Genomic DNA, 26252 nt, shown 5'->3' with positions numbered 1-26252 from the left:
CATGAAAAGCATGAATGATAGATTGCTGATTTCCGCTTTCGCCGGACGCGTTCCGCGGGGTGATCGATAAGCCATCACCGTCGCATGCGCGCCGTATGTGATGTCTTATCTGTCTCACTCATCCTGCTGGAGTCGCCGCCTGTCGCTCCAATCACACATATGTAGCACCGGTTAAGGAGTCTGGACATAGAAGAAGGGCAATGGACAGACAAACGTCCTTAGATTATTGAAAAAGAGGGTATTCGTGACTCAAGTCACGGATATCCTCTCAAGATTTCCTTAGTATTGATATTGATAAGTCTTTACTCAAGCATACCGAAACAATAAGAAATGTCTCTTTAGCTTTTCATTAATGAATGTCTTTTTTCTTAAATCTACCGCCTTGAACCTCGGCGATGTTACCTACTGCTAAAAAGGCATGGGAATCTATCTCTTCCACAATAGATTTTAGCTTGGCCTCCTCTAATCGAGTGACAACGGTAAAGATTACCTTCTTACTGTCTCCTGTATAAGCGCCTTCTCCATGTAGATAGGTTACTCCACGGCCGAGACGGTCCATTACAGTGTCTCCAATATCCTCTACCTTTTCACTAATGATGAAGACGGACTTAGATTCATCCAAACCTTGTATAACTATATCAATCGTTTTAAATGCTACAAAGTAGGCTAAAAAAGAATACATAGCTTGCTCCCAATTGAAGACAAATCCTGCTATGGAGAATATCACAAGATTGATAATCATAATAATTTCCCCAACGGAAAAGGGTAAGGACTTATTAAATAAAATAGCTAGTATTTCGGAACCATCCAATGATCCTCCGTTACGTATAACTAATCCTACACCAACACCAAGAACGATGCCTCCAAATACTGTAGATAACAGTAAATCCTTTGTAAAGGGATCGATATGATGCAAATAAGAGGTGCAGAGAGACAGTATAGTAATACCGAAAAGGGTAGAAAGGGCAAAGGTTTTCCCGATTTGTTTGTAGCCTAGGAAAAAGAATGGGATGTTTAATATGAAGATAAAAATTCCTAATCTAACTCCTGTTAAGTGTGAAATGATGATAGAAACTCCTACAACTCCACCATCGAGAATTTGATTGGGGACTAAGAAAAGTTCTAGGCCGACCGCCATCAAGATAGCTCCAATAGCTATCATAATCATTCGTCCAGCAACAACTTTTTTGGGGGTTCTTCTGTGGGGCACTTTTAACTTTGCTAGCTCAATCGCTACTTCACTCAATTTAATCTCCTCTTTTCTAAAAAAATAGCCATTCTTCTATTTTATAAAAAAATTCAAATAATTAAAAGAGTAATCCAATATATTAATAAAATAATCTAAAAAATACTATTTAACACTATCGTTATCTAAATAGTTTAAAAATTTATTAAAGTCTGTTAATATAACTTTAGGTTAGCTTTAATAGAAGGAAGGGAGTTCAATAAACCTATCTTTTCAGAAAGCTCGTGTGATAAAAAACATATTTTGTAAGCGCATACATAATTATTTTTTTGCATACTATTTAAATGCGCTAATAAAAAAGGGAGGAATATAAGTTGGTTTATGCATTTCCAAATACAGATGGGGCAAAGGTTTCCTTTAAGGACAAGTATGAAAATTATATTAACGGAGAGTGGACGCCACCAGTAAACGGACAGTACTTTGAGAATGTTACCCCGGTGACAGGGAAAGTGTTTACCCAAGTTGCGCGCTCCACTGCGGAAGATATTGAATTGGCATTAGATGCTGCTCATGCTGCTAAGGATGCATGGGGTATGACCTCAGTCACAGAACGCTCGAACATTTTAAACAAAATTGCGAACCGTTTAGAAGAGAACTTAGAGATGCTGGCTGTTGCAGAAACATGGGACAATGGTAAAGCTGTAAGAGAAACGTTAAATGCAGATTTACCCTTAGCTATTGACCATTTCCGATACTTCGCAGGTGTAATAAGAGCACAAGAAGGCAAATTGAGTCAAATTGACAACGATACGGTTGCTTATCATTTCCATGAGCCACTTGGGGTAGTTGGACAAATTATCCCTTGGAACTTTCCAATTCTAATGGCGGTATGGAAGCTTGCTCCTGCATTAGCGGCAGGTAACTGCGTGGTGCTAAAACCAGCAGAGCAAACGCCAGTATCTATAATGGTGCTAATGGAGTTAATTGAGGACTTAATTCCTCCGGGAGTAGTAAATATCGTAAACGGATTTGGCTTAGAGGCAGGTAAACCTTTAGCGTCTAGTCCTAGAATTAGTAAGATTGCTTTTACTGGTGAAACTACTACTGGTCGTTTAATCATGCAGTATGCTTCTCAAAATCTTATTCCAGTAACTTTAGAGCTTGGAGGTAAATCACCAAATATCTTCTTTGAGGACATAATGGATGAAGATGATGCATTTTTAGATAAAGCGATAGAAGGCTTTGTATTGTTTGCCCTTAACCAAGGCGAGGTATGTACATGTCCTTCTAGGGTGCTTATTCAAGAGTCTATTTACGATAAATTTATGGAGAGGGTACTAGCCCGAGTGGAATCTATTAATATAGGGAATCCTCTTGATCCGAATGTAATGATGGGAGCCCAGGCTTCTACTGAACAAATGGAAAAAATCCTTTCCTATTTAGATATTGGAAAACAAGAGGGTGCAGAATGCTTAATCGGTGGAGAACGTAATACATTAGAGGGTGATTTGGCAGAAGGGTATTACATCAAGCCAACTGTCTTCAAAGGTCATAACAAAATGCGTATATTCCAGGAAGAGATTTTTGGACCAGTGGTATCCGTTACCACTTTTAAAACGAAAGAAGAGGCATTGGAAATAGCAAATGACACCTTATATGGCTTAGGTTCTGGAATATGGACACGCAATATGAATATTGCGTATCGCTTTGGACGTGCCATTCAAGCAGGGCGCGTATGGACAAATTGCTATCATCAGTATCCTGCCCATGCGGCTTTCGGTGGCTATAAAATGTCTGGAATAGGACGAGAAAACCACTTGATGATGCTCAGTCATTATCAACAAACAAAAAATCTATTAGTGAGCTATAGTGAAAACAAATTAGGGTTCTTTTAAGCAAAAATAAGAGAGGGTGCGTGTATATCGTTGAACGAGTTATCGCAACAGCTACTGCACTAGAGCTAATTGAATTATTGAAAAGTAAGCACGGTCCATTGATGTTTCATCAATCAGGAGGATGTTGTGATGGTTCCTCTCCTATGTGTTATCCAAATGGAGAGCTAATTGTAGGAGATCAGGACACACTCCTTGGATATATCGGCGATGTGCCGTTTTATATGCATAAAAATCAGTTTGACTACTGGCAGCACACACAACTCATCATAGATGTGGTAGAAGGAAGAGGAGGAATGTTTTCACTCGAAGGGGTGGAGGGCAAACGTTTCTTAACAAGGTCTAGGGCATTTACCTCTGAAGAAAACAGCCAGCTTAGTAGTAGAAAATAATAATAGTAAGCACAGAAATGGATATCCCTCTTTCTGTGCTTATTTTATTTGATTTACTAAATAGGAGAGCTCGATCTTACTCTCTCCATTTTATTTGTGTTAAGACGCTTAAGCTATCTTTTCAATGCTATAGTTTGCTTTGTTTCATTCCTAAAATAAATTAAGCTATACTAAAATTACAACACACAAAGAAAGAAGGAAATCAGATGGTGAAAGAACTGTTACGAGCACATGCTTCCGTAAGAAAATATAAGGACTACCAGCTATCAAGAGAAGAAGTTGCAGAGCTTATAGAAACAGCACAGCATGCAGCAAGCTCTCACTTTGTGCAAGCCTATAGTGTTATATGGGTCTCGGATGAGGGGAAAAGAGAAGAGCTAGGTAGACTATCCAAAAATCCTACACAATTTAGCACTGCGGGAGCAGCTCTATTAATGTGTGCAGACTTTAATCGATTGCAAGCAGCAGGGGAAATACAAGAGAAGAAAATAACAATCGATACTACTGAAAACGTGTTAGTAGGAGCGGTAGACGTTGCATTGTTCGCTCAAAATCTTGTTATTGCAGCTGAAGACAAGGGCTATGGGATTTGTTATATTGGTGGGGTTAGAAATGCCCCTGATGAAATAAGCACTATGTTTAATCTGCCAGAGGGAGTATTCCCACTTTTTGCAATCACCTTAGGGGTACCAGATCAACATAACGAGGTAAAGCCAAGATTACCAGTAGAGGCTATTTTACATGAAAATGATTATGATTCTGATAAGTACGCTGAACTTTTAAAAGTATACGATGAAACGATGAAGGAATATTACTTGAGCCGTGGGTCAAATCAAAAAGTATCTACTTGGACAAGTCAAATGGCAGATTTCTTAGAAAGCCCTCGGAGACCTCATATGAAGAAATTTTTAGCGAGCAAAGGATTTAACTTAAAATGAGTATTAAAAGAAGAGGATCTCGAAATTAGTCGAGATCCTCTTTCATTGCTTTTTATTTTGTAAAAAAGTTTTCCGTGTAGTAGGGAGTAGCTGTATCATTAAATGCAGTACCTACTCCTAGGTTCCTATAGTTCGGGCTTAAAATATTTTTGCGATGACCAAGTGAGTTCATTAGTCCCTCATGTGCAAAGATGCTGCTGCTTTGTCCATATGCTAAATTCTCACCAGCATAGGTAAAGCTAAGACCATCCTGCTCCATTCGTTCAAAGGGGGTCAGACCCTGTAAGTTATCATGACTAAAATAATTATGAATAGCCATATCTTCACTATGCTTTCGTGCCGTATCACTTACTGGTTCATCGTATGTAAGGATAGGTAAACCTCGAATGGCACGTGCTGCATTTGTTAAATCGAAAAGCTGATATTCAAATCCTTTTTTGAGTTCCTCAGAAGGTTCGCCAAAGGTTGCTTTATGGTTTTTTTCTACAGATTCTTCTACAATTTGAATCGCTGTAATCGTACTGCTCTCATGTATATCATAAAAAAATGTAATATAGCTGTTATTTATCAAAAACAAATCATGCTCACCAGAGTCTGGCAGGAGGTAGACAATGTTACCTTTTTTCAAACGTTTAATAGGCTCACCTAAAGCTGCAACAACTTGATCTCTGTTGCTATCCATAGTCAATCCTAAAAACATAGAGTTAGAAGGTTGATTGGTGAACATGGCATTTACTTTATTTTGTGAGTCATAAGAGATCATCATAAAGTTTTGGTAGTTTTCATGATGAGTATGCCAAACTAAGCCATATTCGTTTAAGCTAACTCTTTGAGCCTTACCGTATATCGTTTCAATCTCACTTTTTTTCATACCCATCTTAATCTTATCTAGCTCAATGCCTGTATCAGAAAGAGGGATGTTTGTTTCAGTTGGTGATGATGTAGGATTAGATTTCATCTCTTGCCAGTATGCCTTTGCCTCATTAAGATACTGACCAACCTCCATAGAATCTATCCATTCATCTACAGGCTGAAGAAAAGAGAGATCAACATATTCAGTTGTATATTCTTCCCACAACGGTCTTGAGAAGAAAATGGCTACTAACAAAAGAAGAAACCAGCCTACTTTTCTCACGCGTTTCACACTCCAACTTATTTCTTAATTTCTCCACATACGATTCTTTTGCCAGAATTCCCTGCAGGGTCGGTTTTATAATCATCAGCACTTTCATGAATAACAATAGCACTACCATCAGCGTCTAACAAAGAATTACTTTTCCCTTGCGTTAATACTACTGCAGGTGAGATTGTTTCTAATTCTATAGTTCCATCCTTATCTACCTCAATATTTGGTAAATCCCCTGCATGGTATCCTTTTGGATTTTGAAAACCATGTTCTTTTTCAGTGGGGTTAAAATGGCTTCCCGCTGATTCAAATGTTGGTTTCTCACAACTGGCTGTCTCATGAAAATGGATGGCCTTTACTCCAGGAGTAAGCCCCTCTGCTTTTAACAAGATATGGGTACCCTTGGAGGTTTCTGAAAGGGTGGCAGTTCCTACTTGTTTACCTTCTGTATTAATCAATGAAACATCAACCTTTTCACTTAAGTTGGCATCAACTGAAGAAAAGCTACATCCAGCTAATAAAACACTAGTTAGTACTATAGTGCCTACAATATGTTTATACACTTATGCCCCTCCTAATTTTATAATTATAATTCCACATAAGTCTTACCAAATATAGGGTTTATATACATCTATTTAAATTAAAAGCACAATGCAGTTGTTTATTCTGCATTGTGCTTTGTATTTAGAATATTAGATTCGATTATTAGTATAGTTATATAGTAAAGGAATGCATGTCCAAATGAAGTAAAACAATTTTATTTATAAAGGTTAGCTCTCAATTGTTTCATTCGAATTAAGAATACAATCAATGTCAAAATAACAATACCGCTAGATAATAGATAGAGACCTTGGTAACCCAGCTTAGATGCGACAATGCCGAGAACAAAAGACCCTATAGCGATGCCTGTATCAAACAATGTAAAGAAGGTAGCAGTTGCATATCCGCTCCGTTCATGAGTAGTAGATTGAATAGCTAGCGTTTGGAAGCTAGGCACAACTGCTCCGTATCCTAGACCAATAAAAGCACCAGATAATAAAAATGTAAAAGGGCTATCCATATATGCCAATAAAATTAGTCCAAACATAAAGGATATTAATCCAGGTATTATTATGTATCTAGGCCCTTTTTCGTCAAAAATTCTTCCGGTGAACGGTCGAGTAACAAGCATCACGATAGCAAATACGGCAAAGAAGCTACTTGTTAGATGCAGTACACCTTTTTGCTGTGAGTAAATAGATAAATAAGAAAGAATACTTGCATATGAAAAAGCAATCAAGCTACCGATTAATGCTATTGGTAAAGATCTTTTCTCAAATAAATCATTTAGTGTCATTCTTGTTTTTACAGGTGGTACTGCTGGCTGTTTTTCTGCTGGAATAGATAATGCTGATAAAGCACCAATCAGTAGAAGTACACTCATAGCAATAAAGAATATATCATAGGAGAAATATTGTACAATCGTTAGTGCTATGAAAGGGCCAACTACTACCGCTAAGTTAGTAGACATAGTAAAGTACCCTAAACCTGCACCGCGTCTAGATGGTGGAATATTATCTGCTGCCAGAGAGCCACTTGCAGTTGTGGCGATACTAAACCAGATACCTTGTACAAATCGTAAAGCAAGTAAGATAGTAAAGGGCTCTATGAAGTAATACAACACTGTACATATCAAGTATAAAATTAAGCTAATCCAGAGCATTTTTCTCTTGCCAGCTATATCTAAAAGCTTACCGGTAAATGGACGCATAATGATTGCAGATAATAAAAAGATGGTCATTAGTAAGCCAGCCTCTTCATCCGAACGCTCTAATACATCTGTAGCGTAAAGAGGAAGGACGGTTACTAAGCCATAGAAAATGATAAATATGGAGAAGTTTGTACTGAACAAACTGATAAAAGGTTTGGTCCATATTGGTTCCTTGTTACTCAAAAAACATTACTCCTTGTTAATTTTTTTTAGCAATCCCATAAAAAGCTCTTGCTCTTCTTTAGAAAGGGCAGAAAGCATTTCGTTTTCAAAAGCATTCATGGAGCTTTCGATATTAGGGAATTCCTGTAGAGCTTTAGTTGAGAGCCTAACTATTTTTTCGCGACGATCTTTTCCAGTCTTTATGTCTAACCAGCCTAAAGTGGCTAATCGATTGACTGTGCGGGTAATAGTAGGTGCTTCTACATTTAAATACTTCCAAATTTGAGTCAATGTCATCTCAGTATGTTTATAAACACAGTTTAAGACCGACCATTGGGAGGAATAAAGACTATAATCCTTTAGCGTTTTGTTACTTTCATAGGATAAAAAACGAGTCTTTTGAAAAAGCTCATGAATAAGTGGATTTGTCATCTTAATGACTCCTTATCTGGAAATATATTTAACTAGCTAAGTTTCTATTTTAATTCGTAGGACAAAATTTGTAAAGTGAATTAGAAGAAAATGACATTATTTTAACCTATACACTTAATAGCATTAGAAAAAGCCGAGAAAACTCGGCTTCTTTTAAAAACATTGAAAGGATGTAATTCTTCCAAGATCAGTTCCGTAGAAGGTCCAGCGAAAACCGTTCCAGCGGAAACCAGATACAGAGTTTCTTCCCACATACGTTGGGAAAATCCAAAAGCTTCTACCGTTGTTCAACCAAATATACGTGTTGCGAAATAGGCAGCTTCTTATAGCACCAGGGTCAACTGCAAAAACGCCTACATCCTGTCTTTGTTGGGGAACAAACGAGGGAGGAGGGCTAGTTGGAGCACCTCCTTGAGTATTTTGCCCAGGAGGTCTACCGGGGCTCCCTTGACCGCCAGGAGGTCTATTAGGGAAACCTGGCATCCCAGGCATCCCAGGTATCCCAGGGAAGCCTGGAATGCCCTGCCCGCCAGGTGGTCCTCCGGGTCCTCCCGGAAATCCACCTGGAAAATTAAATTGATTTGTCAAATTAAAGCCCTCCTTCTACTTAGTCAAATTAGTATATGTAGGAAGGAGTTAATTGGCACGGTATTACCTAACATGGGTTAAAGCGTTGTTTAAAAGGTCGGCACTAGAAAGTAATGCCTCTCCACCTCCCTGAGCAATCATTTCGTTGCCACCACCTTTGCCGTTTATAGGAAGTATTATTTGCTGAATCCATAATTTCATATTTTCTTCTCTGTTTTTCCCCTTGGCCACCACAACTTGAAGCTTTTCATCATTATGTGATACAAAAATACACAATGTGTTAGGTGACTCCTCCACGAGGAAGCGAGCTAGCTTTTGAAGATCCTGGATAGTTCTATTTTCAAAGGTGACACCTATAACTTCATTATTAGACTCATTTAATAAATCTTTCGCTTCATATTGAAGGATTTTGTTGTTTAATTCAGTTATTTGTTTTTCTAGTGATTTATTTGTGAATAGGATGCTATTTGCTGCGTCCTCCAGTTTTTCCTCAGGTGTGCTAAGAGTGCTAATCAGATTGAGCAGGATGGAATGCTTACGATGAAACTGAGTTATAACCCTTTGTCCACAAACAAATTCTACACGAACTTGGCGCTTTTGTTTCTCAGTTTGTAGAATTTTGATCGAGCTCACTTGTCCGGTAGTAGAGGGATGGATCCCCCCGCAAGCATTGTAATCATAATCAGGGATAATGACTAATCGAATATCTTCCTTTACACTTGTCGCCTTACGTAAATTATATTGAGCTAGCTCCTCCTCCGTAACCCACTTTGTCTCAATAGGACGGTTTTCTAGGATAATTTGATTGGCTAAATCCTCTACTTCTTGTAATTGCTCAGCAGAAATCTCGGGTACATCTAAATCTATAGTGACACTTTCTTTGCCTAGGTGGAAGCTTACTGTTTGCAGCTGGAAAAGCTCGGCGAACGCTGCAGATAATATGTGTTGACCAGCATGCTGCTGCATATGGTCGAAACGTCTTGACCATTCAATCTTTCCTTCAATTTTTGTAATATCCGGATCTAGCGGTTCGGCAAGAAAATGTCTGATTTCATCATTTACCACTTCTACATTGATCACTGAAATACCGTTTAATCTACCTAAATCACATGGCTGCCCACCACCTGTAGGATAGAAAGCTGTTTCTGAAATAACCACATATTCCGGTTCTTGTTTTACGATATTGGCAGTAAAGGTAGTTAGATAAGGATCTTCGTAATATAATTTTTTAGTCATTTCATTAGCTCCCTTGTTTTATGAGGATAGTTCTTCCTCTAATACTGTATATATCCCGCTTCTTTTAAAATCCTTCATTTTTCATATTCAAATGGTTAATTTATGTATTTTAAAGAGAACGGGCAAAAATATCAATAGTAATTTTAAAAATCCTTCCCTATACTAAAATTAACGAAATATTAAATAAAAGAGGTATGCAAAAATGAATATAGCATCAAGAGAATATTGGAACTTTTTTTGGAAAGACAATGAGGAAGAGCCAGAAGTATCTGCTTGGCAATTTGGAGATGATGCTGATACATTAGCAAGACTTGTAGTAGACAAAGTGAAATCTGCTACCTGTTCGGCACATATACTATATGAGATTGAAAAGGAGCCACTTCCAAAGGTCGGTGATTATAGTATTATCTTAAATGCAAGGGATGAACCGGTGTGTATTATAAGAACTTCTGATGTCAGTATTGAACCGATGAATAAGGTTTCAAAGGAGTTTGCCTACGCAGAGGGTGAAGGTGACAGAAGTTATGATTATTGGAAAAAAACGCACATAAATTTTTTTACTGATGAATTAAACAAAATAGGCTTAAAGTTTGAAGAAGATCTATTGTTAGTTTGTGAGCGCTTTGAATTAGTAGACGTTAAATAAGAGGGGTGCGAGGATGTTTAAAATAGTAACAATGTATACAAACAGGTTACAGGAACTGCGCGGCTTTTACGAAAATGTATTAGAGTTCCAAATTACCGAAGCAGGAGACCATTATTTTCAAATGGATATTGGTGAGTCTAAGCTTGTTTTTAAAGAATCAGAACACGCTTCGCTATATCATTTTGCCATTAACATTCCAGGCAACCAATACACACTTGCTAAGCTATGGGCAAAAGAAAGAGTATTGCTAAATAGAGAGGATGGGTTGGAAGACATTTATTATGCTCGGTTTGATGCAGACGCATTTTACTTTGAGGACCCGGCAGGGAATGTGATTGAGTTTATCGCTAGAAGACATGTGGATAAATGGAGTGATTTCACCATTGAATCTTTACTAAATGTAAGTGAAGTAAGTATAACGACACCTTTTGTAAAAGAGGTCGGCGAACAGCTTCAAGCGTTAGGTATTTCTGTATCCGGCCATGTCAGCATTGAGCCGGAGGAACTGAATTTCTTAGGCAGAAAGGATACATTTATATTATTAGTTCCCCCAAAGCGCAAATGGTATTTCTCTAAAAGAATGAGCGTTACATCCCCAATAAGCATCCAGCTAACTAATGGCAAAAGCATTACTGTCCTAGAAACTGGAGAATTATCGGAGGAATAATATAAGCGACTGATAACACTTCTGTGTGTTACAGTCGCTTTTTCTTACTATATTCAAGGGTCGTTTTAGAGGAAAATAGATTTAATATTTCTTCATCAAAAGATCTATGAGTTCTTTATTTAGACCCTGCAATTACTCCTCTTTATATTCTATTGTCACAAATAAAACATTTAAAATTCTAAAGCATTCTAAAAATTCTGCTATAACTATTATTTTTTACATTATAATGTATTTATTAAGGTAAGATATCCTTAAAGAGGAGGAGAGAATATCCATGTGGTATAAAAAATCTTCTGAAGAGATAGCAAAAGAGTTGCAAGTGAATGTACAAGGTGGACTAACAACCGAGGAAGCCAGGCAAAGGTTAGAAAAAAATGGTCCAAATCGATTGGCAACTGTTAAAAGGAAGTCATGGCCAGAAAGAATTTTTGCCCAAATTAATAATGTGCTTATTTATGTTCTTATTATTGCTGCATTTGTATCTGCTTTTGTAGGAGAAATAACTGACGCCATTATTATTGGGATAGTAGTTATTATCAATGCCATTGTTGGAGTCATACAAGAGTCAAAAGCAGAGGAAGCATTGGAAGCGCTAAAAAATATGTCCACTCCGAGAGCGGTAGTGAAAAGAGATGGTCAAACTAAAGAGATTGACTCCATTGAAGTAGTCTCTGGGGATATAGTGGTGGTAGGAGCAGGATCGTATATACCGTGTGATATCCGATTAATTGAATCCGCTAATCTTAAGGTAGAGGAAGCGGCATTAACTGGAGAATCTGTTCCAGTGGAAAAAGATGCATATACAACACTTAATGTGGAGGAAAAGACTATTCCGCTGGGAGACCAAAAAAATATGTTATTCATGTCTACACTTGTCACTGCAGGTAGGGGAACAGGTGTGGTAGTAGGAACAGGTATGAATACACAAATTGGTAAAATAGCAGGGATGTTACATACAGTCGATGAACAGACTCCATTACAAAAAAGCTTAGCACAGGTAGGTAAGTATCTAGGTTTTGCTGCAATAGGTATTTCCTTACTTATCTTTTTAATCGGCATGATTCAAGGAAGAGATTTACTAGAAATGTTCATGATCGCAATCAGTCTTGCAGTTGCAGCAATTCCAGAGGGGATGCCTGCAATTGTTTCAATTGTGTTGGCAATTGGCGTGCAAAGAATGATTAAACAAAATGTAATCATTCGTAAACTCCCAGCCGTTGAGGCCTTGGGGTCTGTTAACGTTATTTGTTCTGACAAAACAGGTACGCTTACACAAAACAAAATGACTGTAACTAAATTTTTCTTGAATGGAGAGATTCAAGAGATAGCAGATTTAGGGCGAGCTGGTGCTGGACATGAGCATTTAATGAAAATTTTTGTTTTATGTAATGATGCTACTTATACAAAGGATGCAGAAACAGGAGATCCAACAGAAATTGCGTTAATTGTAGCAGGAGTAAATCATGGATTAGAAAAAACACTGTTAGAGGCTGAGCTTCAAAGAGTTGCGGAAATTCCATTTGATTCTGAACGCAAGCTAATGACAACGATCCATAAATCTGAAGATGGCTACTATTATATGACAAAAGGGGCAATTGATCGCTTACTTGGTCGTTGTAATAGAATCTGGATGAATGGAGAAGTTAAAACATTAACAGAGGCGGATAAAGAATGTATTTTAAATGCCTCCCATTCTATGTCTAGCTCAGCACTTCGAGTGCTGGCAGCAGCATACAAGTTGGAAAATGATGTAGCTGTTGAACAGGCAGAAAAGGACCTGATTTTCGTAGGGTTCGTAGGTATGATTGATCCTCCAAGGTTAGAGGTAAAGGACTCAATTGCTCTTTGTAAAAGTGCAGGTATTCGCACAGTAATGATTACGGGAGATCATAAAGACACAGCATTTGCTATTGCAAAGGATCTTGGAATAGCTTCATCAGATTCTGAGGTCATGGAAGGAATAGAGTTAGACTCCTTAGAGCAAGAAAAACTAATAGAGACATGTAAGAAGATTAATGTATTTGCACGAGTTTCTCCAGAACATAAGGTTAAAATTGTGCAAGGGATGAAGGCAGCAGGTAACACTGTTTCGATGACGGGTGATGGAGTGAATGATGCACCATCCTTAAAAGAGGCCGATATAGGAGTGGCTATGGGGATTACTGGAACGGATGTTGCAAAAGGTGCCTCAGACATGGTACTAACGGACGACAATTTTGCCTCCATTGTTAAGGCAGTTGAAGAAGGACGAAATATTTATAAAAATATTAAAAAGTCCATTATTTTCTTATTGTCCTGTAATTTAGGGGAAATTATTGCATTGTTTTTTGCAATTATTGCCGGCTGGCCGACACCACTACGTTCTATCCATATTTTATGGGTAAACTTAGTAACGGATACTTTCCCAGCTCTAGCTCTTGGTATGGATCCTGAGGAACCAGGAGTGATGAAGGAAAAGCCAAGACCTAAAAAGGAACAATTATTTCACGGGATGCTTCCGTTCTTATTATTGAACGGACTTTTAATAGGTATTATTACTTTAGCAGCCTTCTTAATTGGTCTAAAAGGAGTCACAAGTAATGTCTCGGAGGAATTGCTTACACATGCTCAAACCATGGCATTTATCACTTTAAGCTTTTCTCAGCTTATTCATTCTTTTAACTTTCGTTCTATGAACCAATCCGTTTTTAAAGCAGGATTATTTAAAAACAAACTGTTAGTCTATTCCACACTGTTAGGTGTGGCACTGCAGGTGGTCATTGTTTCTGTTGGGCCTATCTCTGAATTATTTAGTGTACAGTCGTTACAAGCTAGAGATTGGTTAATTGTTATTGGACTAAGCCTACTTCCTTTAGTCTTAAATGAAGTAGTGAAGATTGTTAAAAAATAGAAGATTCATATGGGGGAAATAAAATGAAGAACTCAATAGATCAACAAATTATCTTAGCTCAAAGAGAGTCTCAGTTTTCAGGGAGTATTTTCGTAAAACAAGGGAAGTCTACACTAGCAGAATGTAGTTTTGGTTATGCCAATCGTTCGGAGGAATTGTCTAACATAGCAGACACTAGATATGGTATTGCTTCAGGCTGTAAGATTTTTACTGCAGTAGCTGTTAGTCAGTTAGTAGAGGCAGGGAAATTGTATTTTGACCAAAAGTTAAAGGATTGCTTGTCTTATAATTTCCCTTATTTTGATGAATCAATAACTATTCATCATCTGCTAACACATACTTCTGGAATACCAGACTATTTTGATGAAGAAATTATGGAAGACTTTGAGGAACTATGGATAGATAAGCCGATGTATCATATGCGTAAGCTGGAGGATTTCTTACCATTTTTTCAGGAAGGGAAGATGAAATTCAACCCAGGAGAAAGATTTCATTACAATAACGCAGGATATATTTTACTTGGATTAATAATAGAACAGGCTTCAGGATTGTCCTTTCAACAATATATAGAAAAAAATATATTTGAAAAAGCAGGAATGAAAAGCTCAGGTTATTTTGCAATGGATGCACTACCTAAAAATACAGCCTTAGGCTATATAGACAAAGCAGATGGGACATGGAAAACGAATATATATTCTATACCTGTCCAAGGGGGCGCAGATGGCGGAGCATTTATCACAGCAGCGGATATGGTTCTTTTCTGGGAGGCCCTTTTAGATAATACATTTTTAAGTGAGAAAACCACATCTGCCTTGCTTTATCCACATGTACAGGAACAAGATGATGATTACTACGGATACGGAGTATGGATAAAGAAAAGTGGGAACAATATTAAAAAGTATCATGTGATGGGATATGACCCTGGTGTTAGCTTTCATTCAGCCTACTATCCAGCTCAACAAATTAAACTTGCAGTCTGCTCCAATAAGTCTAAGGGTGCTTTTGCTATGCTGAAAGTGATTGAGCAAACACAAGAGCTTTAATCCTTATTTACGATTCTTTCGCTCCTCACGTTGTTTACGTAACAGCGTAAATGCTAGATAGAGCATCGATATTCCTAAAAGAAAAGATAAGATAGAATAGACGATATTATTAAGTCCATCCCCAAACACCAATAGGAGAAGAAAGACGGGAACAAGAATATAAATTATTTTTTCTGGATTAAGCATGGTGATTCTCCTTCTCTATTTTAATCTCTCTATTATAGCTAACTAAATAAGAAAATGCTCTGTAAAAATGATAAACTATAGACGGAGGTGGACTTTTTGAATATAACATCTTATGAGGTTGAAAAGATAAAGGATCCAACAGGAATTATTGCAGGTGACCGATATGAATTTTTACTAGGCTTTGAGGTTCCGGAGGACGACGAATTATTTGAAGAGGCAAGCTCATTAGACTTACGAGTTATTTTAGCTGTTTTAGATACGGAGTCAAAGATTGTACAATATCATTTCCTTGATCGTAAAGATGGAAAAGTATTAGATTACGGTTTAGAGGAAAGTGAAGAGTCAGTTGTGCTTGCTTTTTGTGTAGAACATTATAGCGAAGTAGAATAAAAAGTGAGGTCGTAAGAAGAAAATCTTACGACCTTTTTATTTTTATAGTTGAAGTAATTTCGTAAATGGCACTTTCCCAATTGTAATAGCATGCGGGTGACAGTTTTATTTGTCCGTATAAACACCAATTATGAAATTGATTCAATTGAAGGACTATTTTGGTAACGCCTTTTCCGGAATCTTGGTTTCCCTTTTAGTTTCCTTCTTATTTGAATTGATGTAAAATTGACAGAGAAGATTTTACAAATAAAAGGTGGCTATTTTGATGGAACTAACAAATTTGATGAATCAACTATCTATAATTGACGTCAAAAATGCTAAAAATATTAATATTACAGGACTTGCTTATAATTCACGTAAGGTGGAGGAAGGACAAGTATTCGTTTGTATAAAAGGCTTTAAGGCGGACGGCCATAAATTTGCTGGACAAGCTGTAGAAAATGGTGCGGTGGCACTCGTAGTAGAGGATTTTATAGACGCTTTAGAAGTACCACAATACAAAGTGGAGGATGCACGTAAAGCTTTAGCTGCACTTGCATCTGCTTACTACGGTCATCCAACACGTAAGCTTAAAACAATAGGTATTACCGCTACTAATGGAAAGACATCTACTTCCTTTATGACTAATGCTATTTTAGAGAATCATGGTCTTAAAACAGGTTTAATGGGAACTGTAGTAGTTAAAATTGGTGATTATGCAGAGCCTTCAGAACTAACCACACCAGAATCTCTCGATTTACAGAGATTTTACGCTAAGATGGTAGACGAAGGTGTAACTCACGCTACAATGGAGGTTTCGTCCTCTGCATTGGAGTTAAATCGTGTAGGCTGTGTCGATTTTGACATAGTGACGTTAAATAATATAAGTAGAGAGCATATTGATTTACATTCATCCTTTGAAAAGTATTTTGAGCACAAATCAAGTTTAATACGTAACGCTGGTGCAGACAAAATAGCAATTTTAAATTTAGATGATGCGTATTCAGCCTCACTAGTAAATAAAACGAAAGCTTCAGTTATTACAATTGGAATAGAAGAACAGTCAGCAGATGTAATATGTAAGGATTTAGACTTATCAACTGGACGAGCGAAATTTACGGTAGAGATTCAAAGAGATTTAGTGGCAGAAGATGTTGTAATTCCTCGTCAACAATTCTCTATTGAACTTTCTACACCTGGATATCATTCTGTTTATAACTCAATGGTAAGTATTGTTGCAGGATTGTTATGTGGAGTTCCTGTTAAGACGATTCAAAAGAGCTTATTTGAGTTTGTAGGGGTGGAGAGACGTTTTGAAATCATTTTTGAAGACGATTTTAAAATAATCGATGATCACTTTGCAAACAGCGGAAATATAGATATAACACTTGGCACGTTAGAAAAAATGGATTTTAATCGTATTTCCCTCGTCTATGCTATTCGTGGGGACAGAGGAGTAATTGTTAATAGAGAAAATGCGGAGGCAATTGCCAAGTGGGCACCAAGATTAGGTATTGATGAGGTAATTGCTACTTTAAGTCGTTCCCATGTTACTCAAAAGGATGTTGTTTCCGACCAAGAGCTTGCCGTATTCAAAGAAGTAATGGATGAAGCAGGTATTACTGTTCGTCTATATGAGGAACTTCCAGAAGCCATCAGTTCTAGTCTAAGAGAAGTTTCCGAAGGAGATTTAGTACTTTTAGGTGGCTGTCAGGGAATGGACTACGGTGCAAAAATTGCACTGGAACAGTTAGAAACCATCCTACCAGATGTAGATAAAAAGAAATTATATCAGCCATTAGAAAAACGTGTAGCTGGTAATTCCTAATTTAAAAGCAGTCCATACATTAAATGTAGGACTGCTTTTCTAATACTATCGTTTTGGGGCGTAATTTAATTGGGCAAATAATTTTTTTCGTTCCTGCTCTGTCAGTTCACGCCATTCTCCAATAGTAAGTCCTTCAATCGAGATATTCATTATACGCACACGTTGAAGTCTCTTTACGGTAAATCCTAGTGCAGAGCACATTCTTCTAATCTGCCGATTCAAACCTTGAGTCAATATAATATTAAATGTGTTAGGACCCATCTTTCTAACTTTACACGGCAATGTTTTAGTCCCAAGAATATTTACTCCTGAAGCCATTTTTTCAATGAATGTATCAGTAATTTTTTCGTTAACTGTAACGATATACTCTTTTTCATGTTTGTTTTCTGAACGTAATATTTCATTTACTATATCTCCATCGTTTGTTAACAAAATCAGACCATCTGAATCCTTATCTAAACGTCCAATATGAAAGATGCGAAGAGGGTGGTTAACAAAGTCTACAATATTTCCTTTTATGTGGCGTTCCGTTGTACTTGTGATTCCAACGGGTTTATTTAAAACGAGATATACTAGAGGCTGTTCGACAACCACCGGCTTACCGTCGACTCGGACATCATCACCGTCCTCCACTTGGCTACCGAGTTCGGCCAATTTCCCGTTAATAGTTACTTTGCCATCTGCAATCCACTTATCCGCTCCACGTCTTGATACTATCCCAGACTCACTTAAGTATTTATTAATACGCATATTCAACACCTACTTTTCTTAGTGGTAATAGTATAACAAATTAGTGAAACCTTTATGGATATTAAACAGTAAAAAAGTAAAGGAGTGAGGAAATTGTTAGATGTACAAAAAATAGAGGCAACTTATAATGAACTGAAAGAGCTTTTGGGGTGGAGTATAGACAAAAGAATAATATTGTCCCTTGCAGGATATTACGCGGCATTGGATAAGGAAATCGATAAGAAAAGGTTCAAGGAAATATCCGAAATTATTAAGAAACGAGTGAGTATGTTCTCTCCTTTACGTTCGCAGCTTCAGCCACTATTTACTGCAACACTGGATGTTAGTGGATTAGAGCCGGAGGAAGCGGTAGATCTGTTGCTAGTAAAAGTCGAGGAACTAAAGAAAAATTCGTTTAAGATGAACAATTACTCATATCTCGCTGCCTTAATGATGTCGGATGAAAAAGAACAATGGGATTATGAGATTAGTCGAGCAAAAGATCTGATGGCAGCTATGAAAGTCCATCATCGCTTTTTGACAGCTAGTGATGATTACCCGTACGCTATGTTCCTAGGTAAGCTGGAAGGGGATACTGCTGTACGCGCAGAAACGATGAATAGATACTATGAGGAGTTAAAAAATCATAAATTCTACCCTGGAAATGAGTTGCAGTGGATGTCCCAGGTTCTAACATATACGAATTTACATTTCGATCCAGAAGCGGTGTCAAGGGTCGTAGTTATTAGAGATGGAATGAAAAGTGTAAAGATTAAAGTCTCTACTCCACAGTATCCAATAATCGGTTTTATGGCTGCATTAAAATTGAACGAAAGTGAGCTCATGGACATTGTAGAATCTTATAGAGCATTGACTAGTATGAAGCTATTCTCTTGGTATAAGGAATCCGCACTCCCTATTGCATTTGGTTTGTCCTTGAAATCTTCGAAGAATGTGTATGAAACAGCCGCTATATCGATGGCTACTTCTCTTGAAATGCTTATTCAAGCGCAACAGGCAATGATGATTTCTTCCATTGCAGCTACCAGTATCGCGTCTTCATCCAACTCAAATTAAAGAAGAAATGTTATACTAAGTTAATAAGATTTTAAGTAATACTTAAGATCTTATGGAAGTTAATCATCAAGGAGAGATTATTGTGAATACAAATCCAATGAGTCAATCAAGAACCATTCAAACCCATTTAATCTTACCTCCAGACACTAACCACCATGAAACAATATTTGGTGGAAAAGTTTTGGCGTTTATAGACGAAATAGCAGCAATCACCGCTATGAAGCATGCAAAAGGTGCTGTAGTTACTGCTTCTATTGACTCAGTAGACTTTTTATCTTCAGCGAAAGTTGGAGATGTAATTGAACTAGATGCAATTGTATCTTCGACAGGACGCACTTCCATGGAGGTGTATGTACGAGTGACTTCCATGAACCTCCTGACAGGTGCAGAGAAGCTGACAACGGAGTCATTTGTAACAATGGTAGCTGTAGATGAAGAAGGTAAACCAGTTCCGGTGCCGGGCATACATCCTGAAACGGAAGATGAAAAACGTTTATACGAAACGGGTCCAGCAAGACGTGAGCATCGAAGACAACGGTTAAATATGAAATACTAAGAGCAGGTGGGTGGCTGTATGCTAAAGCTAGTCGATGAAAATTATAAGTACCTAATGATTTTATTTCTTGCTATCTATTTAATAAATTCCATTTACTTACATGAGGTAACTATTACATTTACCGTCATTCTACTGGTAATCGTATTAGAATTATTCATACATCGTCACCAGATAAAACAGCTCTCCTACTCACAGCTTGCGATAATGGGAGTTGTTATTATTGCAGGAATTGCAGGTATTGTATATTTGTTGGTGTTGCTTCAAATTTTTATAGAGCCATTTAGTCTACCTTCAGCAGTAGAAACAATACTACTCGTATTGTTTTTAGCGATCGGTCTTTATGTCCTCTGGCAATTCCTAAAAAAATTGTTTAAACGTGCTCTAGAGCATTAGTAAAACCCCTCCAGGATATAATTTTTCTGGAGGGATTTTTGAATGGAAAAATATAAAATTCATTTTGAATAATAAATGGTTGATCTCCACTTTAGGCGGACGCGTTCCGCGGGGTGAGCGATAAGCCATCACCGTCGCTTGCGCGTCGTTGTGATGTCTTATTTGTCTCACTCATCCCGCTGGAGTCGCCGCCTGCCGCTACAATCAACAAAGTGATTCATGTGTATAAAATGGATAAAGTAGAAAAGCTTTTTAAGAGAACGGTTTTTTATAATAGACAATAGTTAGATACACCAGAAGCTACTAAATGCGGTGGTAGGAGGGTAAAAGACCATCATCTCCAAAATTTTTACGATAATGATAGAGAATAAGTCTGTCCTCACTGTTTTGAACTTAAAGGACGCTTGCGGTTTTCTTGAAACTATTTCTAGAGATTATCGTAAAATAGTAGAGGTGATTAAGATGAAGCACATATATGAACGTACCGCCCAATATGCCAAAATGGGATGCCTAATTGGTTTAGTCATGTACATATCGTTAGTTATAATCTTTAGAGACTCCCTATTAAAGGATTTTGAACTACATATAACGATGGGGTGGACACTAGTTATATTATTTAGCGTAGCCTTCATGTTTCAGCAAGCAGCCAACAAATTACCAATAGAGCAAAAGACAGATACACAACAATTTTCTTCCGAATTTCCATTAAAGGAATTAAACTACCAAAGTGATGTCTCCATTATTCCGAGGAGCTATTTAGTGTCTCATACTGGTGAGAGACTTTATAGCATCAGTCCTACGGAGGAGCAGCCAGTTGTAAGAAGGCTTAATGCATTTCCATTTATCCGAAAGGGAATGTTATTACCGGTTACTTATGATGTTGTAACGATGGACGGTCAATTGGTTAGCAAGTTTACTATTGCGAACAAACTCAAATTTATGCAAATAGAAGTATATGATCATAACCAAGTACATCTTTCAACGGCAGTACTTCCAATTTTTTCAGTAAAAAACAGAGCAATTGTGTTTGATTCAAATCGTGAAAAAACACATCAAATGGAAGCAAAAAGTATGTATGGAGATATAGATATAAACGACTTTAATGGCAAAAGATTAGCATCCTATCGTTTTGGTATGTTTCCTTATGCTACCCACCCGGCTTTTGAGCTACAAGGGATGAATGTTCATGTTTCACTTGCAGAAGGACTTTCAAATATAGAAAAGCTAACCTTTACTGCTTTGTTCTATTATTGGACAGCAAACCAGTCTTGATGGCCATAAGTAAAAAGAGAGGTTGAACATGAAATTATCATGATCAACCTCTCTGGCGTTCTTAGTGCGCCTTATAGTTATAAATCGGTTTAATAACTTCCAATACATCTACGGTTTCATCAATATGCGCAAGGATATCCTTCATAGCCTTATATGCAAAAGGAGACTCGTCTACAGTGCTTGAAACGACAGAGGTGCTCCAAATTCCTTCCATAGAAGCTTGGAAGTCCTCCAAAGCTACTTGTTTTCTTGCTTGAGACCTACTCATGAGGCGACCTGCTCCATGGGGGCCAGAATAATTCCATTCGGGATTTCCCTTTCCACGACAGATAAGTGAACCATCGCGCATATTCATTGGAATAATAACTATTTCACCATTCTGTGCAGATATTGCTCCCTTTCGCAAAATCATGTTGTCTAAATCAATATAGTTATGAATGGTGTCAAACTCGGATTGGACACTCCAATTCATCCCTCTACAAATAACGTCAACCATTGTTTTGCGGTTAAAAGCCGCGTACTTCTGGGCAATAGAAAGATCGTATAAATAATCCTTCATATTGTCTCCCTCTACATAAGCAAGGTCCCTTGATACGCTATTACCTAATGCATCAGATGCTACTTGTTGATAATGCTCAGCAATCTGTTTTCCTAAGTTTCTGCTTCCAGAGTGAATCACTAGATAGATACTACCGTCTTCGCCTTCATTGAGTTCTATAAAGTGGTTGCCTCCTCCAAGTGTACCAAGACTCAGCCGTGCGCGTTGCTCATTGATAGGAGCAGATACCTCTTCAAAAGGAATTTCTATAGTATTTCGATGCTCTTTTTGTCGAATGCGAGTTCCGCTCGGTACATTTTTTTTAATAGTCTTATCGAGCTTTGCAAAATCCACTTTTTCTTTCGTTGTATCAAGCTTTGCACATATCATTCCACAGCCTAAATCGACGCCTACAAAATTTGGAACCACTTTATCGGTAATAGTCATAGTAGTGCCCACTGTGCAACCTTTTCCGGCATGTAAATCGGGCATCATTCTAATCTTAGTATCTTGGAGAAAGGGTAGACTACAAAGCTGCTCTACCTGAGATTTGGCTGTGTCTTCTATTGTATCCGTATAAACCACCGCATTATTATGTGTACCTTTAATTTCAATCACGCAATCACCTCAAATAATTTTTAATTTCTAAACAGATTAAACCAGCCCTTGTATTTGAACCAAGCAATCATTCCAGTCGCAATAACTATCATTAAAGCAACCACGGTAAAGTAACCATATTTCCACTCCAATTCAGGCATATTGGAAAAGTTCATGCCATACACTCCGACGATAAACGTTAAAGGGATGAATACAGTAGATACAATGGTTAGTATCATCATAATTCGATTCATCCGACTAGCATTGATCGAATCATAGCTATCCCTTATATCTGCGGTTAGCTCTCGATTTGCTTCTACCATCTCTGTTAGTTTTAGAAGATGATCATAAATGTCATCGAAATATGCCCGTTCCATCTGATTTAAATTAATGCGTTCTGAATACATCACCCGGTATAGCAGATCTCGCATAGGAATGATGGTTCTTCGTAAACGCAATAAGTCACTACGTAGGTCAAATACCTGATCCATAGACAAGTGATTCATATCCATTGATAACTTATCATCTACTTCATTCAAATAATCTTCGATATGGTAAACAATTGGAAAGTAAGTGTCTACCACTTTATCCACAATATTATAAGTGACGAGCATGGTTCCTCTATCCCAACCATTAGAATATAGCTTAATACGCTCTCTCGCATCATTTAACTCTCTCATCGGTGGGAAATGAAAAGTAACTACAAAGTCCTTACCAACGAATAAATTTAACTCCTCTGCCTCCATCAGTTTCTCATTAAAGGTATGAAGGACAAAAAATTCGTGTTGCTCATAGTGATCCATTTTTGGACGTTGAAGCATTAATAAACAGTCTTCAATAGCGAGAGGGTGAAAGTGGAAGAAAGTACTTAAGAGCTTCTCTTCTTCCTTGGTAGGCTCGCCAATATCGACCCAATACCATTCTAGTTGATTCGTTTGTATGTATTCTAATGGAAAATCCATAATTATTTCTTGGCTAGTTGTTCTACCTATCGTCTTTATCATGAGTAAACCACACTTTCAACCAGTTCTTTGTATATTATCTCATAATATCCCTTAAAAAATAAATTAAAACAAAAAATGCCAAGGAATAATCCTGGCATTTTTTTTGTTTATTTTTTCTTTATTAACTTAGCTTCATCATTTAGTGATTTAAATAGTGATATGATCATAAGTATCATTATGAAAGAAAATGGCAGAGCCGCTATAATGATAGTGTTTTGTAAGGCGGTGAGTCCATTAACCGACAATAAAATAAGTGCAACGGTCGATTGAATAACGCCCCATGTAAGTTTAACGCTATTAGGTGGCGTTAGTGAACCATTGGTCGACTGCATACCGAGAACAAATGTTGCAGAGTCTGCAGATGTGATAAAGAAAGATGCGATTAACAAAATTGCAAATAGAGAAATGATTAAAGAGAATGGCATTGTATTAAACATTTCAAAAATAGTCAATTCTGTCGGAAGACTTGCTAAATCTGCAAGGCCTTTCTTTTGTAAATCAATCGCTGTTGTACCAAAAGATGAGAACCAAATGGCGCTCAAAAGAGTGGGTACGACTAGTACTCCGAGCATAAATTCACGAATGGTTCTTCCTTTAGAAACGCGGGCAATGAACATACTAACAAATGGTGCCCACGAAATCCACCAAGCCCAGTAGAATATTGTCCACATATCTAACCATTCTCGGTTGGAAGAATCTAGTGGAGCAGTACTGAAGCTCATTTGGACGATATTTGATAAGTAACCACCAAATGAATCCGTGAACATGTTCAAGATTAGTAAGGTTGGTCCTAAAACAATTACAAAAACTAAAAGAGCAATAGCTAGGACTAAGTTAAGATTGGAAAGATATTTAATGCCCTTACTTAGGCCAGACCATGCAGATCCTATGAATAAGACAGTAACAACCGCAATAATGACAAATTGTGAGAAGATGCCCATTTCAACACCAAATAAATAGTTAAGACCTCCGTTAATTTGAACAGCGCCGAAGCCAAGGGAAGTTGCTACTCCAAATGCTGTAGCAAAAACAGCTAGCACATCGACAAGGACGCCCCAAGGACCTTCCATTTTTTTGCCGAAGATTGGCTTCAGCGTTGATGAAATTAATCCCGGTTCCCCTTTGCGGAACTGGAAGTAAGCAAGAGATAAGGCAACTACTCCATACATAGCCCATACATGGAATCCCCAATGGAAAAAGGATTGTCGTAAGGCTTCTTTAAATGCAGCATTCGTATTAGGGTCTTCAGTGGCAGGACTAGTTGCGAAGTGAGATAGAGGTTCAGCGGCTCCGTAGAAGACAAGTCCGATTCCCATACCTGCTGAAAATAGCATGGCAAGCCAAGATATTAAACTGAAATCTGGTCGATCGGTATCCTTCCCTAATCGTATTTTCCCGTAGGGACTGAAGATAAAAAAGATGCTAATTAATACCATAACGGACATGAGTAGCATGTAATACCAACCAAATGTTGTGGAAACAAATGTTTTAGCACGAGTAGTAATAGCCTCAAAACTCTCGGGAGCTAGGGCTCCATACCCGACGGCCAAAATGATAAGGCCTATTGTAATATAAAATACTTTTGAAATATTCTTCATGTTTCCTCCTTTTAAAATCAACTAAGTTAAGTGTAATACTATACTAAGATAAAGTTGTTTAATCAACCCATATACCCAAAATCATCGTATTGTTTATATTTATAGCCATTTTTTAATATAATTAAACATTTAAACTAGTTATTTTGTATGAAATATAAAAAGTTTAAATTATTTGAATAAAATAACTATTTTATTGACAGCTTAACTGATTAAATTTAATCTAATTTTAACCAATATATATTAATAGTTATAAAAAGCCTACATATTGCTAAATTCTAGGGGTCATAGGTCTTAAAGAAGAAGCGAGATTATAACATGGATGTGTAAACCTCTTCTTATTTAAATAGGGGTGTAGTTTTGTTTCAACAATCTTACATAAAGGAGAAATGAACAAATGTCATTAGAACTGCTGCAGGCTTTAAAAGTATTAAAAGAAAAACAATGGGTAGATCTTACACATACTTTCGGTCCCAACTCCCCACATTTTTCAGCATTTGATGCTGCAGAAATAAAAACATTGTTTAACCATGATGACGGTTTTTTTGCCCAAGCTTTTACATTTGCAGGTCAGTATGGAACACATATTGATGCTCCAATTCATTTTGTAAGAGACACTCGTTATTTAGAGGAACTAGATTTAAAAGAACTGGTCCTTCCTTTAGTGGTAATTGATAAGTCTAAGGAAGCGACGGAGGACAATAATTATACTTTAACAAAAGAAGATATTATATCGTTTGAAGAAGAGCATGGGGAAATTGAAGAGGGTGCGTTTGTAGCGCTTAGAACAGATTGGAGCAAGCGCTGGCCAGATGTAGAAGCGTTTAATAATAAGGATAAGGAAGGGAATAATCGAGCTCCAGGATGGGGAATAGAAGCATTAAAATTTTTGTTTGAGCAAAGAAAGATTAAAGCTATTGGTCATGAAACATTTGATACTGACTCGGCAATTGATTATCAAAGAAACGGAACATTACTAGGAGAATACTACGTGCTAGAACAGGATACATATCAAATCGAACTGTTAACGAACTTGGATAAGATCCCTGCCAAAGGTTCAGTGATTTTTAATATAGTACCAAAACCTGAAAAAGCATCTGGATTTCCCGTAAGGTCCTTTGCCATATTACCTTAAGCATAGTAAAAAAAGAATGTCTTAA

At 37.4% G+C, this 26252-nt stretch carries 26 protein-coding genes; 14 read left to right on the top strand and 12 right to left on the bottom strand.

Annotated elements, in window-relative coordinates; all coding sequences use genetic code 11:
* Window positions 1-349: 349 nt before the first annotated feature.
* On the bottom strand, window positions 350-1168 hold the full coding sequence (locus tag MKY94_RS20745) for a YitT family protein (protein ID WP_144540312.1): 819 nt from the start codon (window positions 1166-1168) through the stop codon (window positions 350-352).
* A 392-nt stretch (window positions 1169-1560) separates the two neighbouring features.
* On the opposite strand from MKY94_RS20745, the gene adh reads away from it, so the two are divergent.
* From adh to nfsA, 3 genes are all read left to right on the top strand, one after another.
* Complete coding sequence (gene adh, locus MKY94_RS20740) at window positions 1561-3081, top strand: aldehyde dehydrogenase (protein WP_144540096.1); 1521 nt, start codon at window positions 1561-1563, stop codon at window positions 3079-3081.
* Between the two features lie 26 nt (window positions 3082-3107).
* A complete protein-coding gene (locus tag MKY94_RS20735; RefSeq protein ID WP_144540310.1) occupies window positions 3108-3470 on the top strand; it encodes a DUF779 domain-containing protein in 363 nt (120 codons plus the stop codon).
* 206 nt (window positions 3471-3676) lie between these two features.
* A complete protein-coding gene (gene nfsA, locus MKY94_RS20730; protein ID WP_154312042.1) occupies window positions 3677-4408 on the top strand; it encodes an oxygen-insensitive NADPH nitroreductase in 732 nt (243 codons plus the stop codon).
* A gap of 52 nt (window positions 4409-4460) precedes the next feature.
* On the opposite strand, the gene MKY94_RS20725 is transcribed toward nfsA, so the two are convergent.
* The 6 genes from MKY94_RS20725 to MKY94_RS20700 all read right to left on the bottom strand — a co-directional run bounded on the left by MKY94_RS20725 (window position 4461) and on the right by MKY94_RS20700 (window position 9702).
* Window positions 4461-5543 (bottom strand): CAP-associated domain-containing protein, encoded by a 1083-nt coding sequence (locus tag MKY94_RS20725; RefSeq protein ID WP_342577764.1) that lies wholly within the window; start codon window positions 5541-5543, stop codon window positions 4461-4463.
* A 17-nt stretch (window positions 5544-5560) separates the two neighbouring features.
* Window positions 5561-6097: a superoxide dismutase family protein gene (locus tag MKY94_RS20720; protein WP_144540090.1), complete on the bottom strand. Its 537-nt coding sequence runs from the start codon at window positions 6095-6097 to the stop codon at window positions 5561-5563.
* A 194-nt stretch (window positions 6098-6291) separates the two neighbouring features.
* Window positions 6292-7467 carry an MFS transporter gene (locus MKY94_RS20715; RefSeq protein ID WP_342577763.1) on the bottom strand — a complete coding sequence of 392 codons (1176 nt, stop codon included), beginning with the start codon at window positions 7465-7467 and terminating at the stop codon, window positions 6292-6294.
* A 6-nt stretch (window positions 7468-7473) separates the two neighbouring features.
* Entirely contained in the window at window positions 7474-7878 is a 405-nt protein-coding gene (locus MKY94_RS20710; RefSeq protein ID WP_144540086.1) for a winged helix DNA-binding protein, read from the bottom strand.
* A 153-nt stretch (window positions 7879-8031) separates the two neighbouring features.
* A complete protein-coding gene (locus MKY94_RS20705; RefSeq protein WP_191697370.1) occupies window positions 8032-8466 on the bottom strand; it encodes a hypothetical protein in 435 nt (144 codons plus the stop codon).
* A 63-nt stretch (window positions 8467-8529) separates the two neighbouring features.
* Window positions 8530-9702: a DHHA1 domain-containing protein gene (locus MKY94_RS20700; RefSeq protein WP_154312046.1), complete on the bottom strand. Its 1173-nt coding sequence runs from the start codon at window positions 9700-9702 to the stop codon at window positions 8530-8532.
* 202 nt (window positions 9703-9904) lie between these two features.
* On the opposite strand from MKY94_RS20700, the gene MKY94_RS20695 reads away from it, so the two are divergent.
* The 4 genes from MKY94_RS20695 to MKY94_RS20680 all read left to right on the top strand — a co-directional run bounded on the left by MKY94_RS20695 (window position 9905) and on the right by MKY94_RS20680 (window position 14948).
* A complete protein-coding gene (locus tag MKY94_RS20695; RefSeq protein WP_151111996.1) occupies window positions 9905-10348 on the top strand; it encodes an ASCH domain-containing protein in 444 nt (147 codons plus the stop codon).
* A 13-nt stretch (window positions 10349-10361) separates the two neighbouring features.
* A complete protein-coding gene (locus MKY94_RS20690; RefSeq protein ID WP_342577761.1) occupies window positions 10362-11015 on the top strand; it encodes a glyoxalase in 654 nt (217 codons plus the stop codon).
* A 268-nt stretch (window positions 11016-11283) separates the two neighbouring features.
* The gene (locus MKY94_RS20685; protein ID WP_191697398.1) at window positions 11284-13905 is read left to right on the top strand and encodes a cation-translocating P-type ATPase; all 2622 of its coding nucleotides are present in this window, start codon (window positions 11284-11286) and stop codon (window positions 13903-13905) included.
* 23 nt (window positions 13906-13928) lie between these two features.
* Window positions 13929-14948, top strand: coding sequence for a serine hydrolase (locus MKY94_RS20680; protein ID WP_340845110.1), 1020 nt, complete (start codon window positions 13929-13931; stop codon window positions 14946-14948).
* Between the two features lie 3 nt (window positions 14949-14951).
* Here MKY94_RS20680 and MKY94_RS20675 read toward each other — a convergent pair whose 3' ends face one another.
* The gene (locus MKY94_RS20675) at window positions 14952-15134 is read right to left on the bottom strand and encodes a hypothetical protein (protein WP_144540072.1); all 183 of its coding nucleotides are present in this window, start codon (window positions 15132-15134) and stop codon (window positions 14952-14954) included.
* A 96-nt stretch (window positions 15135-15230) separates the two neighbouring features.
* On the opposite strand from MKY94_RS20675, the gene MKY94_RS20670 reads away from it, so the two are divergent.
* A complete protein-coding gene (locus tag MKY94_RS20670) occupies window positions 15231-15524 on the top strand; it encodes a DUF6509 family protein (protein WP_154312049.1) in 294 nt (97 codons plus the stop codon).
* A 265-nt stretch (window positions 15525-15789) separates the two neighbouring features.
* Window positions 15790-17331, top strand: coding sequence for a UDP-N-acetylmuramyl-tripeptide synthetase (gene murE / locus MKY94_RS20665; protein ID WP_225216064.1), 1542 nt, complete (start codon window positions 15790-15792; stop codon window positions 17329-17331).
* A 45-nt stretch (window positions 17332-17376) separates the two neighbouring features.
* On the opposite strand, the gene rluF is transcribed toward murE, so the two are convergent.
* Window positions 17377-18081, bottom strand: a complete 705-nt coding sequence (gene rluF, locus MKY94_RS20660; RefSeq protein ID WP_191697373.1) for a 23S rRNA pseudouridine(2604) synthase RluF — start codon at window positions 18079-18081, stop codon at window positions 17377-17379.
* A 93-nt stretch (window positions 18082-18174) separates the two neighbouring features.
* Between rluF and MKY94_RS20655 the strand changes: the two genes are divergently transcribed.
* The 4 genes from MKY94_RS20655 (at window position 18175) to MKY94_RS20640 (ending at window position 21358) form a co-directional block, all read left to right on the top strand.
* A complete protein-coding gene (locus tag MKY94_RS20655; RefSeq protein WP_191697374.1) occupies window positions 18175-19137 on the top strand; it encodes a DUF4003 family protein in 963 nt (320 codons plus the stop codon).
* Window positions 19138-19189: 52 nt separating this feature from the next.
* Window positions 19190-19693, top strand: coding sequence for an acyl-CoA thioesterase (locus MKY94_RS20650; RefSeq protein WP_144540869.1), 504 nt, complete (start codon window positions 19190-19192; stop codon window positions 19691-19693).
* Between the two features lie 18 nt (window positions 19694-19711).
* Window positions 19712-20086, top strand: coding sequence for a hypothetical protein (locus MKY94_RS20645; RefSeq protein WP_151112008.1), 375 nt, complete (start codon window positions 19712-19714; stop codon window positions 20084-20086).
* A 357-nt stretch (window positions 20087-20443) separates the two neighbouring features.
* Window positions 20444-21358 (top strand): hypothetical protein, encoded by a 915-nt coding sequence (locus tag MKY94_RS20640; RefSeq protein ID WP_229653988.1) that lies wholly within the window; start codon window positions 20444-20446, stop codon window positions 21356-21358.
* Between the two features lie 61 nt (window positions 21359-21419).
* Here MKY94_RS20640 and MKY94_RS20635 read toward each other — a convergent pair whose 3' ends face one another.
* The 3 genes from MKY94_RS20635 to MKY94_RS20625 all read right to left on the bottom strand — a co-directional run bounded on the left by MKY94_RS20635 (window position 21420) and on the right by MKY94_RS20625 (window position 25095).
* On the bottom strand, window positions 21420-22514 hold the full coding sequence (locus MKY94_RS20635) for an RtcB family protein (RefSeq protein WP_191697376.1): 1095 nt from the start codon (window positions 22512-22514) through the stop codon (window positions 21420-21422).
* Window positions 22515-22534: 20 nt separating this feature from the next.
* Window positions 22535-23497 (bottom strand): magnesium/cobalt transporter CorA, encoded by a 963-nt coding sequence (corA, locus tag MKY94_RS20630; protein ID WP_144540875.1) that lies wholly within the window; start codon window positions 23495-23497, stop codon window positions 22535-22537.
* A gap of 107 nt (window positions 23498-23604) precedes the next feature.
* On the bottom strand, window positions 23605-25095 hold the full coding sequence (locus tag MKY94_RS20625; protein WP_151112010.1) for a BCCT family transporter: 1491 nt from the start codon (window positions 25093-25095) through the stop codon (window positions 23605-23607).
* A 394-nt stretch (window positions 25096-25489) separates the two neighbouring features.
* Between MKY94_RS20625 and MKY94_RS20620 the strand changes: the two genes are divergently transcribed.
* The gene (locus tag MKY94_RS20620; RefSeq protein WP_144540879.1) at window positions 25490-26227 is read left to right on the top strand and encodes a cyclase family protein; all 738 of its coding nucleotides are present in this window, start codon (window positions 25490-25492) and stop codon (window positions 26225-26227) included.
* Window positions 26228-26252: the final 25 nt, after the last annotated feature.

This window comes from Psychrobacillus sp. FSL K6-2843, assembly GCF_038626375.1.
GTDB lineage: Bacteria > Bacillota > Bacilli > Bacillales_A > Planococcaceae > Psychrobacillus > Psychrobacillus faecigallinarum.
Note: the sequence above shows the minus strand (reverse complement) of the source record. Positions and strands in the feature narration are given on the sequence as shown.